This is a genomic window from Klebsiella sp. 10 (assembly GCF_018223925.1).
GTDB classification, from domain to species: domain Bacteria; phylum Pseudomonadota; class Gammaproteobacteria; order Enterobacterales; family Enterobacteriaceae; genus Klebsiella; species Klebsiella pneumoniae.
Genome location: NZ_JAGRRB010000027.1, coordinates 1 through 19,018, shown reverse-complemented (window position 1 = coordinate 19,018; position 19,018 = coordinate 1). Strand labels below are relative to the sequence as shown.

At 58.1% G+C, this 19,018-nt stretch carries 19 protein-coding genes, 2 tRNA genes and 1 other RNA gene; 11 read left to right on the top strand and 11 right to left on the bottom strand.

Annotation, left to right across the window (positions count from 1 at the left end):
• Positions 1-20: 20 nt before the first annotated feature.
• Positions 21-1,139, top strand: coding sequence for an N-methyl-L-tryptophan oxidase (solA, locus tag KHQ26_RS24845; RefSeq protein WP_020803613.1), 1,119 nt, complete (start codon positions 21-23; stop codon positions 1,137-1,139).
• Between the two features lie 71 nt (positions 1,140-1,210).
• Entirely contained in the window at positions 1,211-1,324 is a 114-nt protein-coding gene (locus KHQ26_RS24840; RefSeq protein WP_002898988.1) for a DUF2770 family protein, read from the top strand.
• On the opposite strand, the gene KHQ26_RS24835 is transcribed toward KHQ26_RS24840, so the two are convergent.
• The gene (locus tag KHQ26_RS24835; protein ID WP_002898987.1) at positions 1,310-2,374 is read right to left on the bottom strand and encodes a rhodanese-related sulfurtransferase; all 1,065 of its coding nucleotides are present in this window, start codon (positions 2,372-2,374) and stop codon (positions 1,310-1,312) included. The genes KHQ26_RS24840 and KHQ26_RS24835 overlap by 15 nt on opposite strands.
• A 205-nt stretch (positions 2,375-2,579) precedes the next feature.
• On the opposite strand from KHQ26_RS24835, the gene KHQ26_RS24830 reads away from it, so the two are divergent.
• The 3 genes from KHQ26_RS24830 (at position 2,580) to KHQ26_RS24820 (ending at position 5,376) form a co-directional block, all read left to right on the top strand.
• Positions 2,580-3,500, top strand: coding sequence for a Kdo(2)-lipid IV(A) acyltransferase (locus KHQ26_RS24830; protein WP_004150825.1), 921 nt, complete (start codon positions 2,580-2,582; stop codon positions 3,498-3,500).
• Between the two features lie 171 nt (positions 3,501-3,671).
• Positions 3,672-4,898, top strand: a complete 1,227-nt coding sequence (gene mdtG, locus KHQ26_RS24825; protein WP_002898984.1) for a multidrug efflux MFS transporter MdtG — start codon at positions 3,672-3,674, stop codon at positions 4,896-4,898.
• Positions 4,899-4,989: 91 nt separating this feature from the next.
• Positions 4,990-5,376 (top strand): MysB family protein, encoded by a 387-nt coding sequence (locus KHQ26_RS24820; RefSeq protein WP_002898981.1) that lies wholly within the window; start codon positions 4,990-4,992, stop codon positions 5,374-5,376.
• Here the strand turns inward: KHQ26_RS24820 and KHQ26_RS24815 are convergent, their stop codons facing one another.
• The 3 genes from KHQ26_RS24815 to mdoG form a co-directional block, all read right to left on the bottom strand.
• Positions 5,377-5,604 (bottom strand): YceK/YidQ family lipoprotein, encoded by a 228-nt coding sequence (locus KHQ26_RS24815; RefSeq protein WP_002898978.1) that lies wholly within the window; start codon positions 5,602-5,604, stop codon positions 5,377-5,379.
• Between the two features lie 66 nt (positions 5,605-5,670).
• Positions 5,671-8,199: a glucans biosynthesis glucosyltransferase MdoH gene (gene mdoH, locus KHQ26_RS24810; protein WP_002898967.1), complete on the bottom strand. Its 2,529-nt coding sequence runs from the start codon at positions 8,197-8,199 to the stop codon at positions 5,671-5,673.
• Positions 8,192-9,745, bottom strand: a complete 1,554-nt coding sequence (gene mdoG, locus KHQ26_RS24805; RefSeq protein ID WP_004140751.1) for a glucans biosynthesis protein MdoG — start codon at positions 9,743-9,745, stop codon at positions 8,192-8,194. The genes mdoH and mdoG overlap by 8 nt, the downstream gene beginning before the upstream one ends.
• 251 nt (positions 9,746-9,996) lie before the next feature.
• On the opposite strand from mdoG, the gene mdoC reads away from it, so the two are divergent.
• Positions 9,997-11,157, top strand: coding sequence for a glucans biosynthesis protein MdoC (gene mdoC / locus KHQ26_RS24800; protein WP_032410207.1), 1,161 nt, complete (start codon positions 9,997-9,999; stop codon positions 11,155-11,157).
• Positions 11,158-11,191: 34 nt separating this feature from the next.
• Here mdoC and KHQ26_RS24795 read toward each other — a convergent pair whose 3' ends face one another.
• From KHQ26_RS24795 to ghrA, 6 genes are all read right to left on the bottom strand, one after another.
• Complete coding sequence (locus tag KHQ26_RS24795; RefSeq protein ID WP_002898960.1) at positions 11,192-11,785, bottom strand: TetR/AcrR family transcriptional regulator; 594 nt, start codon at positions 11,783-11,785, stop codon at positions 11,192-11,194.
• Positions 11,786-11,851: 66 nt separating this feature from the next.
• Entirely contained in the window at positions 11,852-12,379 is a 528-nt protein-coding gene (gene ymdB, locus KHQ26_RS24790) for an O-acetyl-ADP-ribose deacetylase (RefSeq protein WP_002898953.1), read from the bottom strand.
• Positions 12,380-12,528: 149 nt separating this feature from the next.
• Complete coding sequence (locus KHQ26_RS24785; protein ID WP_002898950.1) at positions 12,529-13,011, bottom strand: DUF1097 domain-containing protein; 483 nt, start codon at positions 13,009-13,011, stop codon at positions 12,529-12,531.
• 103 nt (positions 13,012-13,114) lie between these two features.
• Complete coding sequence (locus KHQ26_RS24780) at positions 13,115-13,669, bottom strand: TorD/DmsD family molecular chaperone (protein WP_004140758.1); 555 nt, start codon at positions 13,667-13,669, stop codon at positions 13,115-13,117.
• 22 nt (positions 13,670-13,691) lie between these two features.
• Complete coding sequence (locus KHQ26_RS24775; RefSeq protein ID WP_004140764.1) at positions 13,692-14,429, bottom strand: phosphatase; 738 nt, start codon at positions 14,427-14,429, stop codon at positions 13,692-13,694.
• Positions 14,430-14,517: 88 nt separating this feature from the next.
• Positions 14,518-15,456, bottom strand: a complete 939-nt coding sequence (gene ghrA / locus KHQ26_RS24770; RefSeq protein WP_002898938.1) for a glyoxylate/hydroxypyruvate reductase GhrA — start codon at positions 15,454-15,456, stop codon at positions 14,518-14,520.
• Between the two features lie 268 nt (positions 15,457-15,724).
• Here ghrA and KHQ26_RS24765 point away from each other — a divergent pair.
• Together KHQ26_RS24765 and KHQ26_RS24760 are read left to right on the top strand one after the other, a co-directional pair.
• Positions 15,725-15,812: transfer RNA gene (locus KHQ26_RS24765), tRNA-Ser, on the top strand.
• A 43-nt stretch (positions 15,813-15,855) separates the two neighbouring features.
• Positions 15,856-15,994: non-coding RNA, RtT sRNA (locus tag KHQ26_RS24760), on the top strand.
• 93 nt (positions 15,995-16,087) lie between these two features.
• Here KHQ26_RS24760 and KHQ26_RS24755 read toward each other — a convergent pair.
• Positions 16,088-16,993, bottom strand: coding sequence for a LysR family transcriptional regulator (locus KHQ26_RS24755; RefSeq protein WP_020804646.1), 906 nt, complete (start codon positions 16,991-16,993; stop codon positions 16,088-16,090).
• Between the two features lie 114 nt (positions 16,994-17,107).
• Between KHQ26_RS24755 and KHQ26_RS24750 the strand changes: the two genes are divergently transcribed.
• From KHQ26_RS24750 to KHQ26_RS24740, 3 genes are all read left to right on the top strand, one after another.
• On the top strand, positions 17,108-17,968 hold the full coding sequence (locus tag KHQ26_RS24750) for a pirin family protein (protein ID WP_020804645.1): 861 nt from the start codon (positions 17,108-17,110) through the stop codon (positions 17,966-17,968).
• An 18-nt stretch (positions 17,969-17,986) separates the two neighbouring features.
• On the top strand, positions 17,987-18,664 hold the full coding sequence (locus tag KHQ26_RS24745) for an isochorismatase family protein (RefSeq protein WP_002898927.1): 678 nt from the start codon (positions 17,987-17,989) through the stop codon (positions 18,662-18,664).
• A gap of 145 nt (positions 18,665-18,809) precedes the next feature.
• Positions 18,810-18,897, top strand: a tRNA-Ser gene (locus KHQ26_RS24740).
• Positions 18,898-19,018: the final 121 nt, after the last annotated feature.

Below are 19,018 nucleotides of genomic sequence, written 5' to 3'. Positions count from 1 at the left end.
GCAATTACCCGGAACTCACCATGCAATACGATCTTATCATTATTGGCAGCGGCTCCGTCGGCGCCGCCGCTGGCTATTATGCGCGCCGTGCCGGACTCAATGTTCTGATGACCGATGCCCATCAACCTCCCCACCAGGAAGGCAGCCATCACGGCAGCAGCCGTCTTATCCGTCACGCCTATGGCGAAGGTGAGAAATATGTTCCGCTGGTGCTGCGTGCCCAGCAGCTATGGGATGAACTGGCAGAGATCAGTGGCGAAGCCGTGTTTGAACGCACCGGCGTCATTAACCTCGGCCCCGCCAGCTCCGCTTTTCTCGCCAACGTCGCCGCCAGCGCCCGTGCGTTCCAGCTTGAGGTGGAAGAGCTGGATGCCCAGGCCGTGATGCAGCGCTGGCCGGAGATACGCCTCCCCGATGACTATCGGGCGATTTTCGAACCCGCTTCCGGCGTACTGCGCAGCGAACTGGCCGTCGAAACCTGGATCCGTCTGGCGCGGGAAGCAGGCTGCGCGCAGCTATTCAACTGTCCGGTCTCGGCTATTCATCACCATGCTGACGGGATCACCATCGATACCCTCGACGGTGAATATCATGGTAAAAAGCTGCTGGTCAGCGCCGGCACCTGGGTCACCCGCCTGCTTCCGGACCTCCCTATCCAGCCGGTACGCAAGGTGTTCGCCTGGTACCAGGCCGATGGCCGTTACAGCAGCAAGAATCACTTCCCGGCCTTCACCGGCGAGTTGCCCAACGGCGATCAATATTACGGTTTCCCGGCGGAAGATAATGAACTGAAAATTGGCAAGCATAACGGCGGCCAGCCGATCTCCACCCCGCAGGAACGGGTAGCGTTTGGCGCTGTCGCCAGCGATGGTTCCGAATCCTTCCCGTTTTTGCGTAACGTCCTGCCTGGCATCGGCGGCTGCCTGCACGGCGCCTCCTGTACCTACGACAATACCGTCGATGAGGACTTTATTATCGATACGTTGCCAGGCAGGCCAGACACGCTGCTGATCACCGGGCTGAGCGGCCACGGCTTTAAGTTTGCGCCGGTGCTGGGCGAAATTGCCAGTCAGTTTGCTCAGGGCGAAGCACCGAGCTTCAATCTGGCCCCCTTTTCTCTGGCGCGCTTTAACGCGTAATGGAATGCGGCACTTTTGCCGTTGGGTAAAGAAACGGCCTCTGCTGAGGCCGTTAGTGATTGAGAGCGGTTATGCGTCGCCTGTTTAATATGCTGGTCAACAACGTGCGCGAGCATTTTATGATCTACCTGGCGCTCTGGCTGCTGCTGGCGATCATCGATCTCGTCTGGTTATGGTTTTTCTGACGGCTCCGGGTCGAGGATCCCGAGTTTGGTATTCAGCCGGCCACGGGATTTATTAAAGATTTTGTTGCCGTTTTCACGCCCGGCGCGCAGCTTACGCTGCTCCTCTTCCGGTAGCTTATGCTCTTCCATGCAGGCTTCGCTACAGCAGCCGGCAAACTTCTCGGCGCAGCTCGGGCACTGGATAAACAGCAGATGGCAGCCATCGTTCAGGCAGTTAGTATGGGTATCGCACGGCGCGCCGCACTGATGACAGTGCGCGATAACGTCATTGGAGATCCGCTCGCCCATCCGCTCATCAAAGACAAAGTTTTTACCAATGAAACGCACCGGCAGCCCCTGCTCGCGGGCGCGACGGGCGTACTCGATGATGCCACCCTCGATGTGCCAGACCTTATTGAAGCCGTTATGCTTCATCCAGGCGCTGGCTTTTTCACAGCGAATGCCGCCGGTGCAATACATGACAATTTTCTTGTCTTTATGGTCCTGCATCATTTCCACTGCTTTCGGCAGCTGGTCGCGGAAGGTATCCGCCGGGATCTCCAGCGCGTTTTCGAAATGGCCCACCTCATATTCATAGTGGTTGCGCATATCGATAAACACGGCATCCGGATCGTCAAGCATCGCGTTGACTTCCGCCGCCTTGAGATACTCCCCCACGTTGGAGGCGTCAAACGAGGGATCGTCGATGCCGTCGGCGACGATACGATCGCGAACTTTCAGGCGCAGCACCCAGAAAGACTTACCATCGTCCTCCACGGCGATATTGAAACGCAGCCCCGCCAGCGCCGGATCGAAGCCATAGAGAAACTCACGCAGAGCCTCAACGTTGCTTTGCGGCACGCTGATTTGCGCGTTGATCCCTTCCCGGGCCAGATAGATGCGGCCAAAAACCTTCAGCTGGGTTAAGGCAACCCACAGCGCATCGCGGGTCGCCTGCGGGTCGACAATAGTGAAATATTTATAGAACGAGATCGTCGTGCGCGGCTCGGTTTCAGCCAGCATTTGCGCCTTTAACGTCTCATTTGAAATGCGGTTGTGTAACACTGGCATGGTGTACCTGCTCGACATAGAAATGAGGAAATAAACGGCGGGCATGATATAGCAAAGCTGTTTAATTTACATCCCTACATTTTACGCTACATTTCTCTCACCCGGTCGCGCCCCGCTTAACAAAACGAGCTGACTGCCGCCGCCTTTGGCTGGCCGGTAAAAAAATGCGATAATATAAGACGTTGCTCACTGATACGGGTATGAAATGACTCATTTGCCTAAATTTTCTCCGGCGCTGTTGCATCCGCGCTATTGGCTGCTGTGGCTGGGTATCGGCCTGCTGTGGCTGGTTGTCCAACTGCCCTACCCGCTGATCTACCGCCTCGGGAACGCCATCGGCCGGCTGGCCATGCGCTTTATGAAGCGCCGGGCGAAAATCGCCTATCGCAACCTTGAGCTCTGCTTCCCCGAGAAAAGCGAGCAGGAACGCCACCGAATGGTGGTGATGAACTTTGAATCGGTGGGCATGGGGCTGATGGAGACGGGGATGGCCTGGTTCTGGCCGGTTCGTCGTATCGCCCGCTGGACCGATACCATCGGCTTTGAGCATATCCGCGATGTGCAGGCGCAGCAGCGCGGCATTCTGCTGATCGGTATTCATTTCCTCACTCTCGAGATGGGTGCGCGGATGTTCGGTATGAACGAGCCGGGGATTGGCGTCTATCGCCCCAACGACAACCCGGTGATCGACTGGCTGCAGACCTGGGGCCGCTTGCGCTCCAATAAGGATATGATTGACCGTAAGGATCTGAAAGGCATGATCCGGGCACTGAAAAAAGGCGAAGTGGTGTGGTACGCACCGGATCACGATTACGGCCCGACCGCCAGCGTCTTTGCCCCACTGTTTGCGGTCGACCAGGCGGCGACCACCTCCGGCACCTGGATGCTGGCGAAAATGTCCAAAGCCTGCGTCGTGCCCTTCGTCCCGCGCCGCAAACCGGACGGTAAAGGTTATGAACTGATTATCCTGCCGCCAGAGTGTTCCCCGCCGCTGGACGACGCGGAAACCACCGCCGCGTGGATGAACAAGATCGTTGAGCAGTGCATCATGATGGCCCCGGAACAGTATATGTGGCTCCATCGTCGCTTCAAAACCCGCCCCGAAGGCATGCCCTCCCGCTACTGATCCCTTTTCCCGGCCGCGCTCATCCCGGCCGGGAAGCTTCGCCGCTCAGGCTTTAGGCTCTCCTTTAGCTTTAAAAGCTCTCCTCCATTGCGGCATCTATTTCTCAGGCGCATAATTAGCAGGCTCATATTTTCTCTTAATTTGACCTGCCGCGCAGGCCAGTGGAACCCTATGTCGTCTGCTGAAACCCCCATTAACTGGAAACGAAACCTGACCGTGACCTGGCTTGGCTGCTTTTTAACCGGCGCCGCCTTCAGCCTGGTCATGCCCTTTCTGCCACTCTACGTCGAACAGCTCGGCGTCACCGGGCATAGCGCCCTGAACATGTGGTCCGGGCTGGTCTTTAGTATTACCTTTCTTTTCTCCGCCATCGCCTCGCCGTTCTGGGGGGGGCTTGCTGATCGCAAGGGGAGAAAAATCATGCTGCTGCGTTCCGCCCTCGGGATGGCCATCGTGATGATGCTGATGGGAATGGCGCAGAATATCTGGCAGTTTCTGCTGCTGCGCGCACTGCTCGGCCTGCTGGGCGGTTTTATTCCTAACGCCAACGCCCTGATCGCCACCCAGATCCCGCGCCATAAAAGCGGCTGGGCGCTGGGGACACTGTCTACCGGCGCGGTAAGCGGCGCCCTGCTCGGCCCGCTGGCAGGTGGCTTCCTGGCCGACCACTGGGGATTGCGCACCGTCTTCTTTATGACCGCGGCGGTACTATTTATCTGTTTCTTGTTTACCCTGTTTTTAATCCGCGAAAATTTTGTGCCGATCGCCAGGAAAGAGATGCTCAGTGCCAGAGAGGTGTTCTCCTCGCTGCAGAATCCCAAACTGGTGCTCAGCCTGTTTGTGACCTCGCTGATAATCCAGGTGGCCACCGGTTCCATTGCGCCGATCCTGACGCTTTATGTACGCGATCTCGCGGGCAACGTCAGTAACATCGCCTTTATCAGCGGAATGATCGCCTCGGTGCCGGGTATTGCCGCGCTGATGAGCGCCCCGCGGCTGGGCAAACTGGGGGATCGCATCGGGCCGGAAAAAATCCTCATCGTGGCGCTGATTATCTCGGTGCTACTCCTGATCCCGATGTCGTTCGTTCAGACCCCGCTGCAGTTAGGTATCCTGCGATTCCTGCTCGGCGCCGCGGACGGCGCGCTGCTGCCGGCGGTGCAAACCCTGCTAGTGTACAACTCCACCAGCCAGATCTCCGGGCGAATCTTCAGCTATAACCAGTCGTTCCGCGATATTGGCAACGTTACCGGCCCCCTGATTGGCGCGTCGGTTTCCGCTAACTATGGCTTCCGCGCCGTATTTCTGGTCACCGCAGGGGTGGTATTGTTTAATGCGATCTACTCCACCCTCAGCCTGCGTCGGCCAGCCGCGGATACTTCGCATTCAGTAAATTAACGTCGAGGGGGGCTCTGTCCCTTGACGCCGTGCGTACCGCCTTCTATAGATTGAATCGTGTTCAATTCATATTCTTCTCAGGAGATTCGCTATGCCAAAGGATTCGATGTTCTACGCCACGCTTGAAGAAGCTATTGATGCAGCACGTGAAGAATTTCTCGCCAACAACCCTGACAGCGATGAAGAGAGCGCCAACGTTGAGCAGCTCAACATTCAAAAGTATGTGCTGCAGGATGGCGATATCGCCTGGCAGGCCGAATTTTTTGCTGACGAAGAGGAACAAGGCGAATGCCTCCCGATGCTCAGCGGCGAAGCCGCGCAGAGCGTCTTCGACGGGGATTATGATGAGATAGAGCTGCGTCAGGAGTGGCTGGAGGAAAATACGCTCCACGAATGGGATGAAGGCGAATTTCAGCTCGAGCCCTCGCTGGACACCGAAGAGGGGCAGACGGCAGCCGACGAGTGGGACGAGCGTTAATCAGTTATAGGGGCCGTGGCTGGCGTCCAGAGGCAGCAGAAGCGTATCAAATACCAGCGAGAACGGCAGGTCGAGAATGGTGAGATAGCGCCATGCCGAATCGCGAACATCCCACTGTACGCCCGGGTAATATTGATTGCCATGCCCCTGCCCGGGCACCGTACGGCTGATAATGCTGCCGCAGCCGCTGAGCAGCAGCGCCATGGCAATGATCGGTAGTATTCGCATCCACATCCTCGTATTTCAGATAAAAAAATACCGGCATCGCTGCCGGTATTTTCCTTAACGTACGGCTTATTTCGTTTTCAGCGCCAGCGGGTTAAGCGCCAACTGCTGATAGGCGTTCACCCATGAAGAGTATTTCTCCGGCGCGGCCCATACGCGATAGTGCAGACGTGACATGGTTACCGGGTCGCTCAACAGCACCAGTCGACGATCGCGGTTCAGCTTATCCGGCGTTTCATTCAGCGCCTGCTCGACATGGCGCTCGCGGGCGATCTCCAGGATATGCCCCTGACGGTGGCGCGCAGTGGCCATTGCGGTGGCGAGGGCGTTAAACGACGGATTAAACACCGCGTGCATAAAGCCATCGTCCAGCGAACGCTGACGGTTCATCGTCAGGTACGCATCGGTATCCTTGAGCACCTGCGGCGGCGAATACTCTTCCGGGATCAGGAACAGCTTCCAGCGCTTGGTGCGCAGGCCCACTGTCGCCCGGCTGGAAATCGCCGATACGAACGGCGAGAGGATCAGCGAGACGACGATCGGCGCTAGCCAGAACAGGAAGCGCAGATCCAGCCATGCCATCCCGACCGCCCACACCAGCCCCAGCAGCAGCTGCGAGCCGTGGCGCATAAAGGCTTCCCCCCACGGCGTGGAGTCATCATCACGCTGCGGCGAATTCCATACCACCTCCCAGCCGAGGAAGGCGCTGACCACGAAGACGGTGTGGAACAGCATACGGACCGGCGCCAGCAGGACCGAGAACAGGACCTCCAGCAGCAGTGAAAGCGTGACGCGGATAAATCCGCCGTACTCTTTCGGCCCTTTACACCACACCAGAATAATACTCAGCAGCTTCGGCAGGAACAGCAGCACCATGGTCGAGGCGAACAGCGCGATGGCCAGCTCAGGCCGCCACTGCGGCCACACCGGGAACAGCTGACGCGGCTGCAGGAAGTACTGCGGTTCGGTCAGGGCATGCACCACCTGCAACGCCGTCGACAGGGCAAGGAACATAAACCACAGCGGCGCCGACAGGTAGGACATCACGCCGGTAAGGAACACCGCCCGGTGAACCGGGTGCATCCCTCTGACAAGGAACAGGCGGAAGTTCATCAGGTTGCCCTGACACCAGCGACGGTCGCGTTTCAGCTCGTCCAGCAGGTTCGGCGGCAGCTCCTCATAGGAGCCCGGCAGATCGTAGGCAATCCACACCCCCCAGCCGGCACGGCGCATCAGCGCGGCTTCGACGAAGTCGTGCGACAGGATCGACCCGGCAAAGTTGCCCTCGCCCGGCAGCGGCGCCAGCGCGCAGTGCTCAATGAACGGCTTCACGCGGATTATGGCGTTGTGGCCCCAGTAGTGGGACTCCCCCAACTGCCAGAAGTGCAGACCCGCCGTAAACAGCGGACCGTACACCCGGGTGGCAAACTGCTGGCAACGCGCATACAGCGTATCCATGCCCGAGGCGCGCGGGGAAGACTGGATGATCCCGGCATTCGGGTTCGCTTCCATCAGGCGCACCAGGCTGCTCAGACACTCACCGGTCATCACCGAGTCAGCGTCCAGCACAACCATATAGCTATACTGGCTGCCCCAGCGGCGGCAGAAGTCATCGATGTTGCCGCTCTTACGCTTCACTCGACGACGACGGCGGCGGTAGAAGATCTGCCCTTCGCCCTGCACTTCGGCAATCAGCTCCATCCACGCCTTTTGCTCAGCAACACAGATATCGGGGTTATAGCTATCGCTGAGGATATAGACGTCGAAATGAGCGGCGTTACCGGTCGCTTTCACCGACTCCCAGGTCGCCCGCAGGCCGGCGAAAACGCGGTCAACGTCTTCGTTACAGATCGGCATTATCAGCGCCGTACGGTGCGCCGGGTTCAACGGTTCGTCACCGACCGTCGAGGCGGAAATACTGTACTTATCGCGGCCGATCAATAGCTGCAGGAAGCCCATTAACGCGGTCCAGAAGCCGGCGGAAACCCAGCAGAACAGCACCGCGAAGAGGATCAGAATGCCGCTCTGCAACACGTACGGCAGCAGCTGCATGAACGAGATCCACAGGTTCTGCCCCACCATGTCGGCCGGGTTGATCAGCGCCCAGCCCTGATAAGGCAGAATGGTTTTCATATACCAGGTGGCTACCACGGTCTGCGACAGCGTCAGCAGCAGCAGGATATAGCGACGAATGGTGCCGACGGTACGCCATTTTTGCTCACTCTCGCGCTCTTCTTGCGTCAGACGGGAGAGATAGCGCGGCGTGACATCGCGTCCGCGCAGACGGTCCCAGAAGCGGCCGACCGGGTTGGTACGCCACGGGTCCGGGATCATTGAGGAGCGCTTGGCTTTAGGCATCGCATGCAGCTGAGTACGGCCTTCATCGTCCTTCACCAGCTGATCGCCAGACAGCGAATCCGGCCAGCTATGCGCCAGCCGTGCCTTGACCGACCCCAGCGGGGAGTCGTCTTCGCGGGCGAAGGTCTGATGGTCGTCATCCAGGGCCTGATGAACGGCCTGCAGGCTGGTGTCCGGCAGCGCCGATTTCTCGGCGTCCGACAGCGGCAATGCGTCAATGTACTTTGTTATCTTATTCATTGGCAGGCAGCTGATAGCTCCAGGTTTCGCTCAACGTGTCATCACCGTTAACCAGCGCGGCGCGCATTTCCGTCGTTTTCTTCGGATCTTTCACCTTCAAACGCAGGATCATTCGCCAGCCTTTGGTCACCGGATTGTAACGCACGGTATTTTCAACGATTTCAGCGTTATCGCCGGTACTCGCCTGGGCGGCGACCGGGGTATCCGCCGGCAGTTTTTTCATATCGGCGCCGGTGAAGTCGACAATGAAAGCAATGGTGCCGTCCGGCTGGCGGATCAGGTTCGACTGCTTCACGTCGCCGGTAGAGCGGCGGGTCTGCATAACGTAAGCGTTATCCGGCGCATGCAGCTTGTCTTCATCGCGGCTGAAGGTGATGGTGTACTTGAAGTTCATCTCCTTGCCCGGCTCCGGCAGCTGATCCGGCGTCCAGTAAGTCACGATGTTATCGTTGGTTTCATCGTTGGTCGGGATTTCAACCAGTTCGATTTTCCCTTTGCCCCACTCCCCTTTCGGGGTGATCCAGGCGCTCGGACGCAGGTCATAACGATCGTCGAGATCCTCGAAGCGCGAGAACTGACGGCCGCGCTGCAGCAGGCCGAACCCTTGCGGGTTTTCCATCGCATAGCTGCTAACGGCAAGGTGTTTCGGGTTGTTCAGCGGACGCCAGATCCACTCGCCGTTACCGGCCAGGATCGACAGACCATTGGAGTCGTGTAGCGCCGGACGATAGTTAAGCGCCGGAGAAGGCTGGTTGGAACCGAACAGGAACATGCTGGTCAGCGGCGCCACGCCCAGTTTGCCCACTTTGTCACGCAGGTAAACTTTGGACTGGACATCTACCACGGTGTCGCGTCCCGGCATGATGACAAAGCGATAAGCGCCGGTTGCCCGCGGGGAGTCCAGCAGCGCATAGATAGTCAGACGTTTGTCGGTGGCTTTAGGACGCTCGATCCAGAACTCGCGAAAACGCGGGAACTCTTCGCCGGACGGCAGCGCGGTATCGATAGCCAGGCCGCGCGCGGACAGGCCGTAAACCTGACCCTGACCCAGCACGCGGAAGTAGCTGGCACCGAGCATGCTGACGATCTCATCGTTCTTATCTTTGCTATTGATCGGATACAGTACTTTGAAGCCGGCGAAACCGAGGTCTTTCACCGTGTCTTTATCGTGCTGAACGTTACCAAAGTTAAAATAGTCCGGGCTATATTTAATTTTGCGCACGCTGGTGGCCGTCACTTCATTGATGGTGACCGGCGTGTCGAAGTACATACCCTGATGGTAAAATTCAAGCTTGAATGGGGTTTTCTGGTTATTCCAGTAAGCTTTATCGTGATTAAACTGAATTTGCTGGTAATCCGCGTATTTCATGTCGCGGAAAGCGGAGGGCAGGTTACTCTTCGGCGCTTCATAGCCTTTCCCGGCTAACGTTTTGGCCTCTTTTGCAACGTCATCAATGCTAAATGCCCATGCAGATGAAGTACACAGGGACAACATTACGGCTGCGCTTAACCAACGCATTTTCATCATCTGTGGTTTATGTTTCATATAAGTAAGCACTTCCCCCTTTGTGTGCTTAAATCGATCCGATCTATTTTAATGGAAACTCAGGCAATCCGACAACATAATCCCTGCTTTGTTCAGCGTAGCGGCGCAGGGAATAAACAGTTCGCTATCCCGTTTGCACTTTGCGTGCTTATCCTGGAGACAGGTACCCCGAGTTCATGTAGGGTTGCTGATAATGTAAGCGTTATCATCTTGAGTGATAAGACGAATTATCTGAGATTGTCGTGAATCGTATGAATAATACTCCGGTACAGCGTGAATATTTCTTCGACAGCATCCGCGCCTGGCTGATGCTGCTGGGGATCCCTTTCCACATTTCGCTGATCTATTCCAGCCACAGCTGGCATGTCAACAGCGCTGAGCCCTCGTGGTGGTTGACGCTGTTTAATGACTTCATCCATGCCTTCCGGATGCAGGTCTTTTTCGTCATCTCCGGCTATTTCTCCTACATGCTGTTCCTGCGCTACCCGTTGAAAAAGTGGTGGAAAGTGCGCGTCGAACGGGTCGGTATTCCGATGCTGACCGCTATCCCACTGCTGACGCTGCCGCAGTTTATTATGCTGCAGTACGTCAACGGCAAGGCGGAAAACTGGCACACCCTTTCCGGGTACGACAAATTTAACACCCTGGCGTGGGAGCTTATTTCCCACCTGTGGTTTTTACTGGTGCTGGTGGTGCTGACCTCGCTGGGCGTGGTGCTGTTTAAATGGCTGACGCGCCGCCCGGCAGGGGGCGCCTCAGCCTTTGGTGACACTGTCACTATGGGCCAGCTAACGATGATTTTCCTTGCGCTGGGGGTGCTTTACGCGCTGATCCGCCGATCGCTGTTCCTGATTTACCCGCCGCTGCTTAGCAATGGTCTGTTTAACTTTGTGGTGATGCAGACGCTGTTCTATCTTCCCTTCTTTGTGCTGGGGGCGCAGACCTTTATTAATCCGCGTCTGAAGGCGATGTTTACCACCCCGTCACCATGGTGCTGCGCAGCGGCGCTGCTGGGATTTATCGCCTACCGGCTGAACCAGCAGTACGGCTCCGGCGACGGCTGGATGTATGAAACGGAATCGGTGATCACCATGGTGCTTGGGCTGTGGATGGTCAATGTGGTCTTTTCGCTCGGCCATCGCCTGCTGAACTTCCAGTCGGCGCGCGTAACCTATTTCGTCAATGCTTCGCTGTTTATTTACCTGGTGCACCATCCGCTGACGCTGCTGTACGGGGCGTGGATCACCCCGGTCATTAAGTCCAATACCTTAGGCTTTTTTGGCGGGTTAGTTTTTGTGGTGGGTATTGCCCTGATCCTGTATGAAATTCACCTGCGCATTCCGCTGCTGCGTTTCCTGTTCTCCGGTAAACCGATGAACAAACCGGCCAAAACCCCAGCCTCGGCCAGCTAACCACTAGCCTGTGCGGCACGCCAGGCGTGCCGTATTATGCCTGCTCGTCAAAAAGCCGGTCGAAAATCATATTGTACAGGGCTTCTAAATCTGCCTTATCGACCGGGGTGGAGGCGCTCAGCTCACAGCGGTAAGCTGCCCCCTCTGTCAGAACGGCGATGAGCTCTGATGCGGCATTGCGTCGCGCATCGCTGAGCCCGGGATGGTTGCGCTGCGACAGGCGACCGCCCTCCTCTTTCAAACGCCGATCGGCCTGCATCAGGATCTCACGCAAGCGTGGGTTACGCGAGGCCTCGGCATTGATCTCCATCAGCAGATAATTATCGCTTTTGGTGGCTGCCGACGTCGGGATCCTGCCGGCCAAAACCGCCGCTTTACGCGCCAGATTGTGGTTCTCATCGATCATCTCCCCGACTCTGGCGTTGACGATTTCGCTAACAATCGCTTCGATGATCGCTTCCTTGCTGGCAAAAATGCGATATAGCTGACCCACGCTCAGGCCCGCTTCCCGGGCGATATCGGCGACGGAAGCGCCGTGCAGCCCCTTTTCAGCGAAACATTTTTGCGCGGCGACAACGATCTCCGCGCGGCGCGCCTGCTGTTTCTGCTGGACTTTTCCTTCTGACACCCTGCTCCCTCCTGCTACCCATCATTCCCGTCAAGACTGGCGGTTATCATAGCCTATTCTGTTGAATCAGGGGTATGACGCCAGCAGGCGGCGATAGATAGCCGCCGTTTCCTCGTCAAAACAGACGAACAGGACGCGCTCAAGAGGATTATAGCGAGTGAGAAACGCGGTGACGGTGCGCACGGCGATCGCCGCCGCTTCCTCTCTCGGATAGCCATACACGCCGGTGCTTATCGCCGGAAACGCAATGGAGCGATAGTTGTTTGCCGAGGCCAACTGCAGACTGTTTTTGTAAGCATCGGCCAGGGTTTGCGCCTCCATGCGGTCGCCGCCGTGCCAGACCGGGCCCACGGTGTGGATCACCGCGCTGGCCGGCAGATTGCCGGCAATAGTAATTACCGCATGCCCGGGAGGGCATTCGCCCTGCTGCTGCAGCACCTGCTTGCAAGCCGCCAGCAGCGCGGGACCGGCCGCCCGGTGGATGGCCCCGTCTACTCCGCCACCACCCAGCAGCGAGGGATTTGCCGCATTAACAATCACATCGACATCAAGTGTCGTAATATCGCCGAGAATTACCTCAGGTTTAACAGCCATTTCTCCTCCTGTCGGCATAGCGTGTGGATACGGCTTTCTGCCGATACTAGGGCATTCTCGCCTGCGGGAGCAAGATTATCGCTTTGTCCGGTGACGAGAAGATAAAAAAACAGGACCCGTAAGGTCCTGTTTTTTAGTCGTCCCGCCGATCAGGCGTTGTCGTTGGCGAACGATTTATGCTTATCCGCACGGGCCGCCAGCCACAGGCCACTATTTTTCATGGCATAGCCAAAGACCAGACCCAGCGCCAGGGAAGGGATCACCAGACGCCAGTCGCCGTCTGCCGCGAAGGTCGCGCAGGCGCCGATAAAGGTGCCCGGGACAAACGACAGTAGCGTCCGTCGCGCCTGAATGCACATCAGGAAGGCGACCACACCGGTCATCATATAGCTGAGGATCTGCACCTGTGGCGCCAGCGCGCTACCGTGGATAATCACTAACGCCCAGGCCACGCCGCTCATCACCGTGCAGGACGAGATGGCCAGCCCTTTCAAGCCGCCCTGCGGGCAGGCGAAATAGGCCGTACAGCCGAGGAATCCGGCCCAGCTCAGCAGGCCGAGAGCGACCGCCACCCACCCCCAAATCCCGGAGAGGATGCCTGTCGTTAATGCGATTGCGAAGAGTATGTTCATGGCGCGTATCCTAGCAGATACGCGCCGGAAGAATGCGATCTAAAACACAGTATATGAATGAACTTTATTTCAGTTTCACTCAAACAGTGATTTACATCACATATTATTGCTCATCTTCTTCCTGAAGCTCGTCCCACATCGCGGCGATGGCGTCGCGGGTCAACGGCGCCATGGTGCGCCAGAACGGCGTGTGCGCATGGGCTTCGACTTTCCCCAGCATCGTCCCGCACCACGGCAGGATATAGTCGGCGAACAGGAGCTCCAGCGTCTCGCTCTGGTCTTCTGCGGCATGATCCTCCAGCCAGGAGGCGGCCAGCAGCAGCGAGCCGAGATGATCCGCCGGACCTTCCCCTGTCGGGATGCCGTGTTCGCTCAGAAAAGCCCGAACTTCCGCTTCCGAGGAACCCTCCACCCACGCGCTACGGTACGGCGGGACGCTGCAGGCTTCACCGACGAACAGCGCATTATAGTCCGTCGCCAGGGACTGCATTTCACAGCTTTTCTGCAGACGCGCCAGCAGCTCGTCCTGCTCAAGCGGCCAGCTGGCGGCCAGTTTGCCCTCGCGGATCAGGGTAAACAGCGGCACCAGCAGCGGGTCCTGCGGTTGACGGTAATACAGCGAACCCAGCACGCGGCAGAGGATTGAAAACTCGTTCATTCAGTTATTCCAGTTATACAAATTAAAGGTCAGCAAATTCCGGGATCGCCGGCATACCCCGCGACTCGAGGAAGTTAAGCAGGCGACGCGGAGAAACGTTGAGGATCCTCTCCTCCGGGAAATCGACCGCATCAAGGATCTTGCGGCATTCGGTAAACTCCCCGAGGGTAAAGGCGGTGTGAGAGTCCGAGCCCAGCGCCACCCATCCCCCGGCATCACGCACTGCGGCGGCGATGGCCCGGCAGTTGTCTTCACTGCCCACGCGCGATGATACGAACGAGGAGTTATTAATCTCCAGCGCCACCTGGTAGCGAGCCGCCGCTTCGGCAATCGCCGGGATATCCACCGGGAATTTCGGATTACCCGGATGGCTAATCATATGCACTTTACCGCTGGCCATCGCGGCTATCATCGCCTGTGTATGGGTGTCACGATCCTGCGGCGGAAACACCGGCTCATGAAATCCGGCGATGATCAGATCGAGAGAAGTCAACATCGGTCCGGAACAGTCGATCTCGCCTTCAATATTTTTAATATTCGACTCAATACCGCGCAGGATCCCCACCCCGTCTACCAGGCGGGGCCAGATGCGCATATTAACGAAGTGCCAGTAGTGCGGAGCATCCGCCATGTCCGGGCCGTGGTCGGTGATGGCGAAGAGTTTGATCCCTTTACGCTTTGCTTCCGCAATATAATCGTGCAGGGTGCTGTAGGCATGGGTGCTGGCGACGGTATGCATGTGCAGGTCAACGGGATACATCACATTCTCCTCTTCTGTTTGCCGCAAGAATAGCAGGAAACCGGGCTATTGATTAGCAAAAACCCCGCCGTGGCGGGGTTCTCTCGTCTTAATAACCGCGCTGGCGGTCGACCTGACCGCTTACCGGCTCCCCTCGCTCAAGCCGGCTAATGGTCTCCGCAATGTAGGTGATAGCTTCCATTGGACGGGTCACTGCCGCCACATGGGGGGTCATGGCCACCCGCGGATGCGCCCATAGCGGGCTCTCCTGCGGCAGCGGTTCGCGACTGAAGACATCGAGCATCGCCCCTTTGAGCTTACCGCTGTTCAGCGCCGCCAGCAGATCCTCTTCAACGACATGCACGCCGCGAGCAAGGTTGAGGACATAGCTCTCATCAGGCAACTGCGCCAGCAGCGTCTGGTTAATAATGCCGGCGGTTTCGGCGGTATTCGGCAGCAGGTTGATCAGCACGCGAGTGCCCTGCAGGAATTCGCCCAGCTCGGCCTGGCCGGCGAAGCTCTGCACCTGCGGCCAGGATTTGCGGCTACGGCTCCAGACGCGAAGCGGGAACCCCCAGGGTTGCAGACTTTCCGCAACCTTCGCCCCCAGCACGCCGGCGCCCATAATCCCGACGGTGAATTCGTCGGCGCGGTACTCGGGCAGCGGCTGCCAGCGGGAAGCCAGCTTCAGCGCCTGATAGTCATCAAAGCGGCGGAACCAGTGCAGCACCTGGCTCACGGCATACTCCTGCATCTGCCGTCCCATACCGGTATCTTCGAGACGAAACAGCGGAATCGACAGCGGCAGCATATCCGGATGGTCGCGCAGCTTGCTGAGAATAGAGTCCACCCCTGCCCCGAGGGCGAACACGGCCTTCAGCGCCCGGCCCTGCAGCATCTCTACCGGCGGATGCCAGACCAGGGCATAGTCCGCCGGCCGGTTATCGCCCGCTTTCCACTCGCGCACCCGCGCGCCGGGTAACTGCTTTTCCAGCTCACAGATCCAGTATTGGGTATCAAAGGTCGGATGGTAAAAAATAATCTCCATAGGGGCTCCTGATAGCAGACGCCTTTGGCCGATTAACGCTGGCGTCTTATTTTACTCATTGTTTTCTATTGGTTTGCCAGCATAACAAATTTCCCCGGAGCGAAAAGGGAAAAGCTACTGGCGACAAAAAAAACGGATTTCGCACGTTTAAGGAGCAAGTTGCTCGAAGTTTGTCTAAACGCGCTTTTTTTGCAAAAAGTTGATTGACGGGCGATACGTATTTCCCTACATTAGCGCCCGTTCCCGACAACAACGGGAAAGACAATATGGTGAGGTGTCCGAGTGGCTGAAGGAGCACGCCTGGAAAGTGTGTATACGGCAACGTATCGGGGGTTCGAATCCCCCCCTCACCGCCATATTCGAGATGAGAGCCTGTACGAAAGTACGGGCTCTTTTCTTTTATATTCTCCACAGGGGGGGATGAGAACCCCCGACCGGGGTTCGACAACTGGCGCAGCCAGTTGGACAGACCGCGCACGCAGTAAGCGGGCTGCCCCGCAGGGGCGAGCGAAGCGAGTCAATCCCCCCCTCACCGCCATATTCAAGATGAGAGCCTGTACGCAAGCACGGGCTCTTTTCTTTTATATTCTCTGCCGGGGGGGGAGCCCCTCGAGAAAAGCCAATCCCGAAGCTAATCCTCCTCCATCCGCTGATACTCTTCGCTGAGGTAGTCCACCAGCGCCCTGACGGAGGGCAGCAGCCCGCGCCGTGAGGCAAATACCGCATGGATCACTTCCCGCCGCGGCTGCCACTCGTCCAGAACCACCTCTAATTTCCCTGACGCCAGCTGATCGCGCACCATTAATAAAGGAAGCTGCACCACGCCTACGCCGGCCATCGCCGCCTCGCGCAGCGCCAGCATATCGGTGGTCACCATTCGCGGCGTGAAATACACTTCCGCTCTCGCTCCCCCGGGCCCGGTGAGCTGCCATTTATGCTGATGCTTGTTCGCACCCAGGCTGAGCCCCGGCCAGGCGCTCAGCTCGGACGGTGCCTGCGGACGTCCGAGCCGGGAAATGAGATCCGGGCTGGCCACCAGTCGGTGCCCGCGGTCCGCCAGCACACGCATCACCAGGTCGCTATCCTCGATGGGCCGGGGACGGACGCGGATCGCCACATCAATGCCCTCCCCGACCACATCCACCCGGCGGTTGGTCGCCTCAAGATGCAGCGTTACCCCAGGATAGCGCGCCATAAATCGCGCCAGCATCGGTCCGATATGGACATGCAGCAAGGTGACCGGACAGGTGATCCTGACGCTACCGCGCGGCTCGGCGCGCAGCGTCTCGACCGCCTGCTGCGCCGCCTCGGCCTCAATCAGCATCGCTTTGCAATGCTGATAAAAGGTCTGCCCGACCTCGGTGACCGCGAACTGACGGGTGGTTCGCTGAATCAAACGCACGCCCAACCGCTCCTCGAGTTGCGCAATGCGGCGGCTGAGTTTGGATTTCGGCTGGTCAAGCGCTCGCCCCGCCGCGGCGAAACCGCCATGGTCTACCACCTGGACAAACCAGGCGAAGTCATTGAGATCCTGCATCCTTCCTCCATTGTTCCATTTTTAGAACAGTATAGGTCATTTTTGCTCACTACCGCATACGTCGTCCCGGATATAAGCTTATTCACATCAGATACCGATACACAGGAGAAAGCCATGAAACAGATCACAGGAGTCTACACCGCGCCTGCGCAGCATTGGGTAGGCGACGGCTTCCCGGTTCGCTCGATGTTTTCCTATCAGACGCACGGCCAGCAGCTGAGCCCCTTCTTACTGCTCGACTATGCCGGGCCGTACACCTTCCCGGCGGGCAGCGAAAAACGCGGCGTCGGTGAGCATCCGCATCGCGGATTTGAAACCGTCACCATCGTCTACGCCGGTGAAGTAGAGCATCGCGACTCCACCGGACGCGGCGGGGTGATTGGTCCAGGCGACGTGCAGTGGATGACGGCGGGCGCCGGGATCCTGCACGAAGAGTTCCACTCGGAGGCCTTCACCCGCAGCGGCGGCGAGCTGAAGATGATCCAGCTGTGGGTCAACCTGCCCGCGAAAGACAAAATGGCGACCCCCGGCTACCAGAGCATTACCGCTGGGACGATCCCCACCGTGGCGCTGGCGGACGGCGCCGGACAGGTTCGGGTTATTGCCGGCCAGTATGACGACGTCAGCGGTCCGGCCCATACCTTTTCACCGCTTAACGTGTGGGATCTGCAGCTGAATCAGGGGCACGACCTCACGCTGCGCCAACCGGAGGGCTGGAGTACCGCGCTGGTGGTGCTGGAAGGGGAAGTGATCATTAACGGTTCCGAATCTGCTCGCGAAGGCCAGCTGGCCGTCCTGAGCCAGGCAGGTGACGCAGTGCATCTGGAGGCGACCGCCCCGGCAAAAGTTCTGCTGATGGCCGGAGAACCGCTACAGGAGCCGATTGTGGGCTATGGCCCGTTTGTCATGAATAACAAAACGCAGATCGCAGAAGCTGTACGCGATTTTAACAGCGGCCGCTTTGGCCAAATCTAACTGATTGAGGTGAATACTATGTCTACTCCCGCTAACTTTAACGGTGCTCGTCCGGTGATTGATGTTAACGATACCGCAATGCTGTTGATTGACCATCAGAGCGGTCTGTTCCAGACCGTCGGCGATATGCCGATGCCAGAGCTGCGCGCTCGCGCCGCCGCGCTGGCCAAGATGGCGTCGCTTGCCGGGATCCCGGTGATCACGACCGCCTCCGTGCCGCAGGGGCCGAACGGTCCGCTGATCCCGGAGATTCATGAAAACGCGCCGCATGCGAAATACATCGCCCGTAAAGGTGAGATTAACGCCTGGGATAACCCGGAATTCGTCGCCGCGGTGAAAGCGACCGGCCGTAAAACGCTGATTATCGCCGGGACCATCACCAGCGTCTGCATGGCCTTCCCGGCTATCGCCGCTGTCGCCGATGGGTATAAAGTGTTTGCCGTGATTGACGCTTCCGGCACCTACAGCAAAATGGCGCAGGAGATCACCCTGGCTCGCGTGGTACAGGCCGGCGTAGTGCCAATGGATACCGCCGCCGTCGCCTCTGAGCTGCAGCGCACCTGGAATCGCCCGGACGCCGCAGAATGGGCGGAGGTGTACACCAAAGTCTTCCCGGCCTACCAGCTGCTGATCGAAAGCTACAGCAAAGCACAGGACGTCGTGAAGAATAACGAACAGCTGGATTCCCAGCGCTAAAACGCCCGCCCCGCTGAGCCACAGCGGGGCATTGTTCATTGCGTGAGCGAACGGCAAAGAAAGAAGAAAATATGCTTGACCGTTTTAACGCAACTCCCTATAGTAGCGCCCCGTTGCCCACCCAAGGTGAGCAGCAAGACAATATGGTGAGGTGTCCGAGTGGCTGAAGGAGCACGCCTGGAAAGTGTGTATACGGCAACGTATCGGGGGTTCGAATCCCCCCCTCACCGCCATATTCGAGATGAGAGCCTGTACGCAAGTACGGGCTCTTTTCTTTTATATTCTCCGCAGGGGGGGATGAGAACCCCCGACCGGGGTTCGACAACTGGCGCAGCCAGTTGGACAGACCGCGCA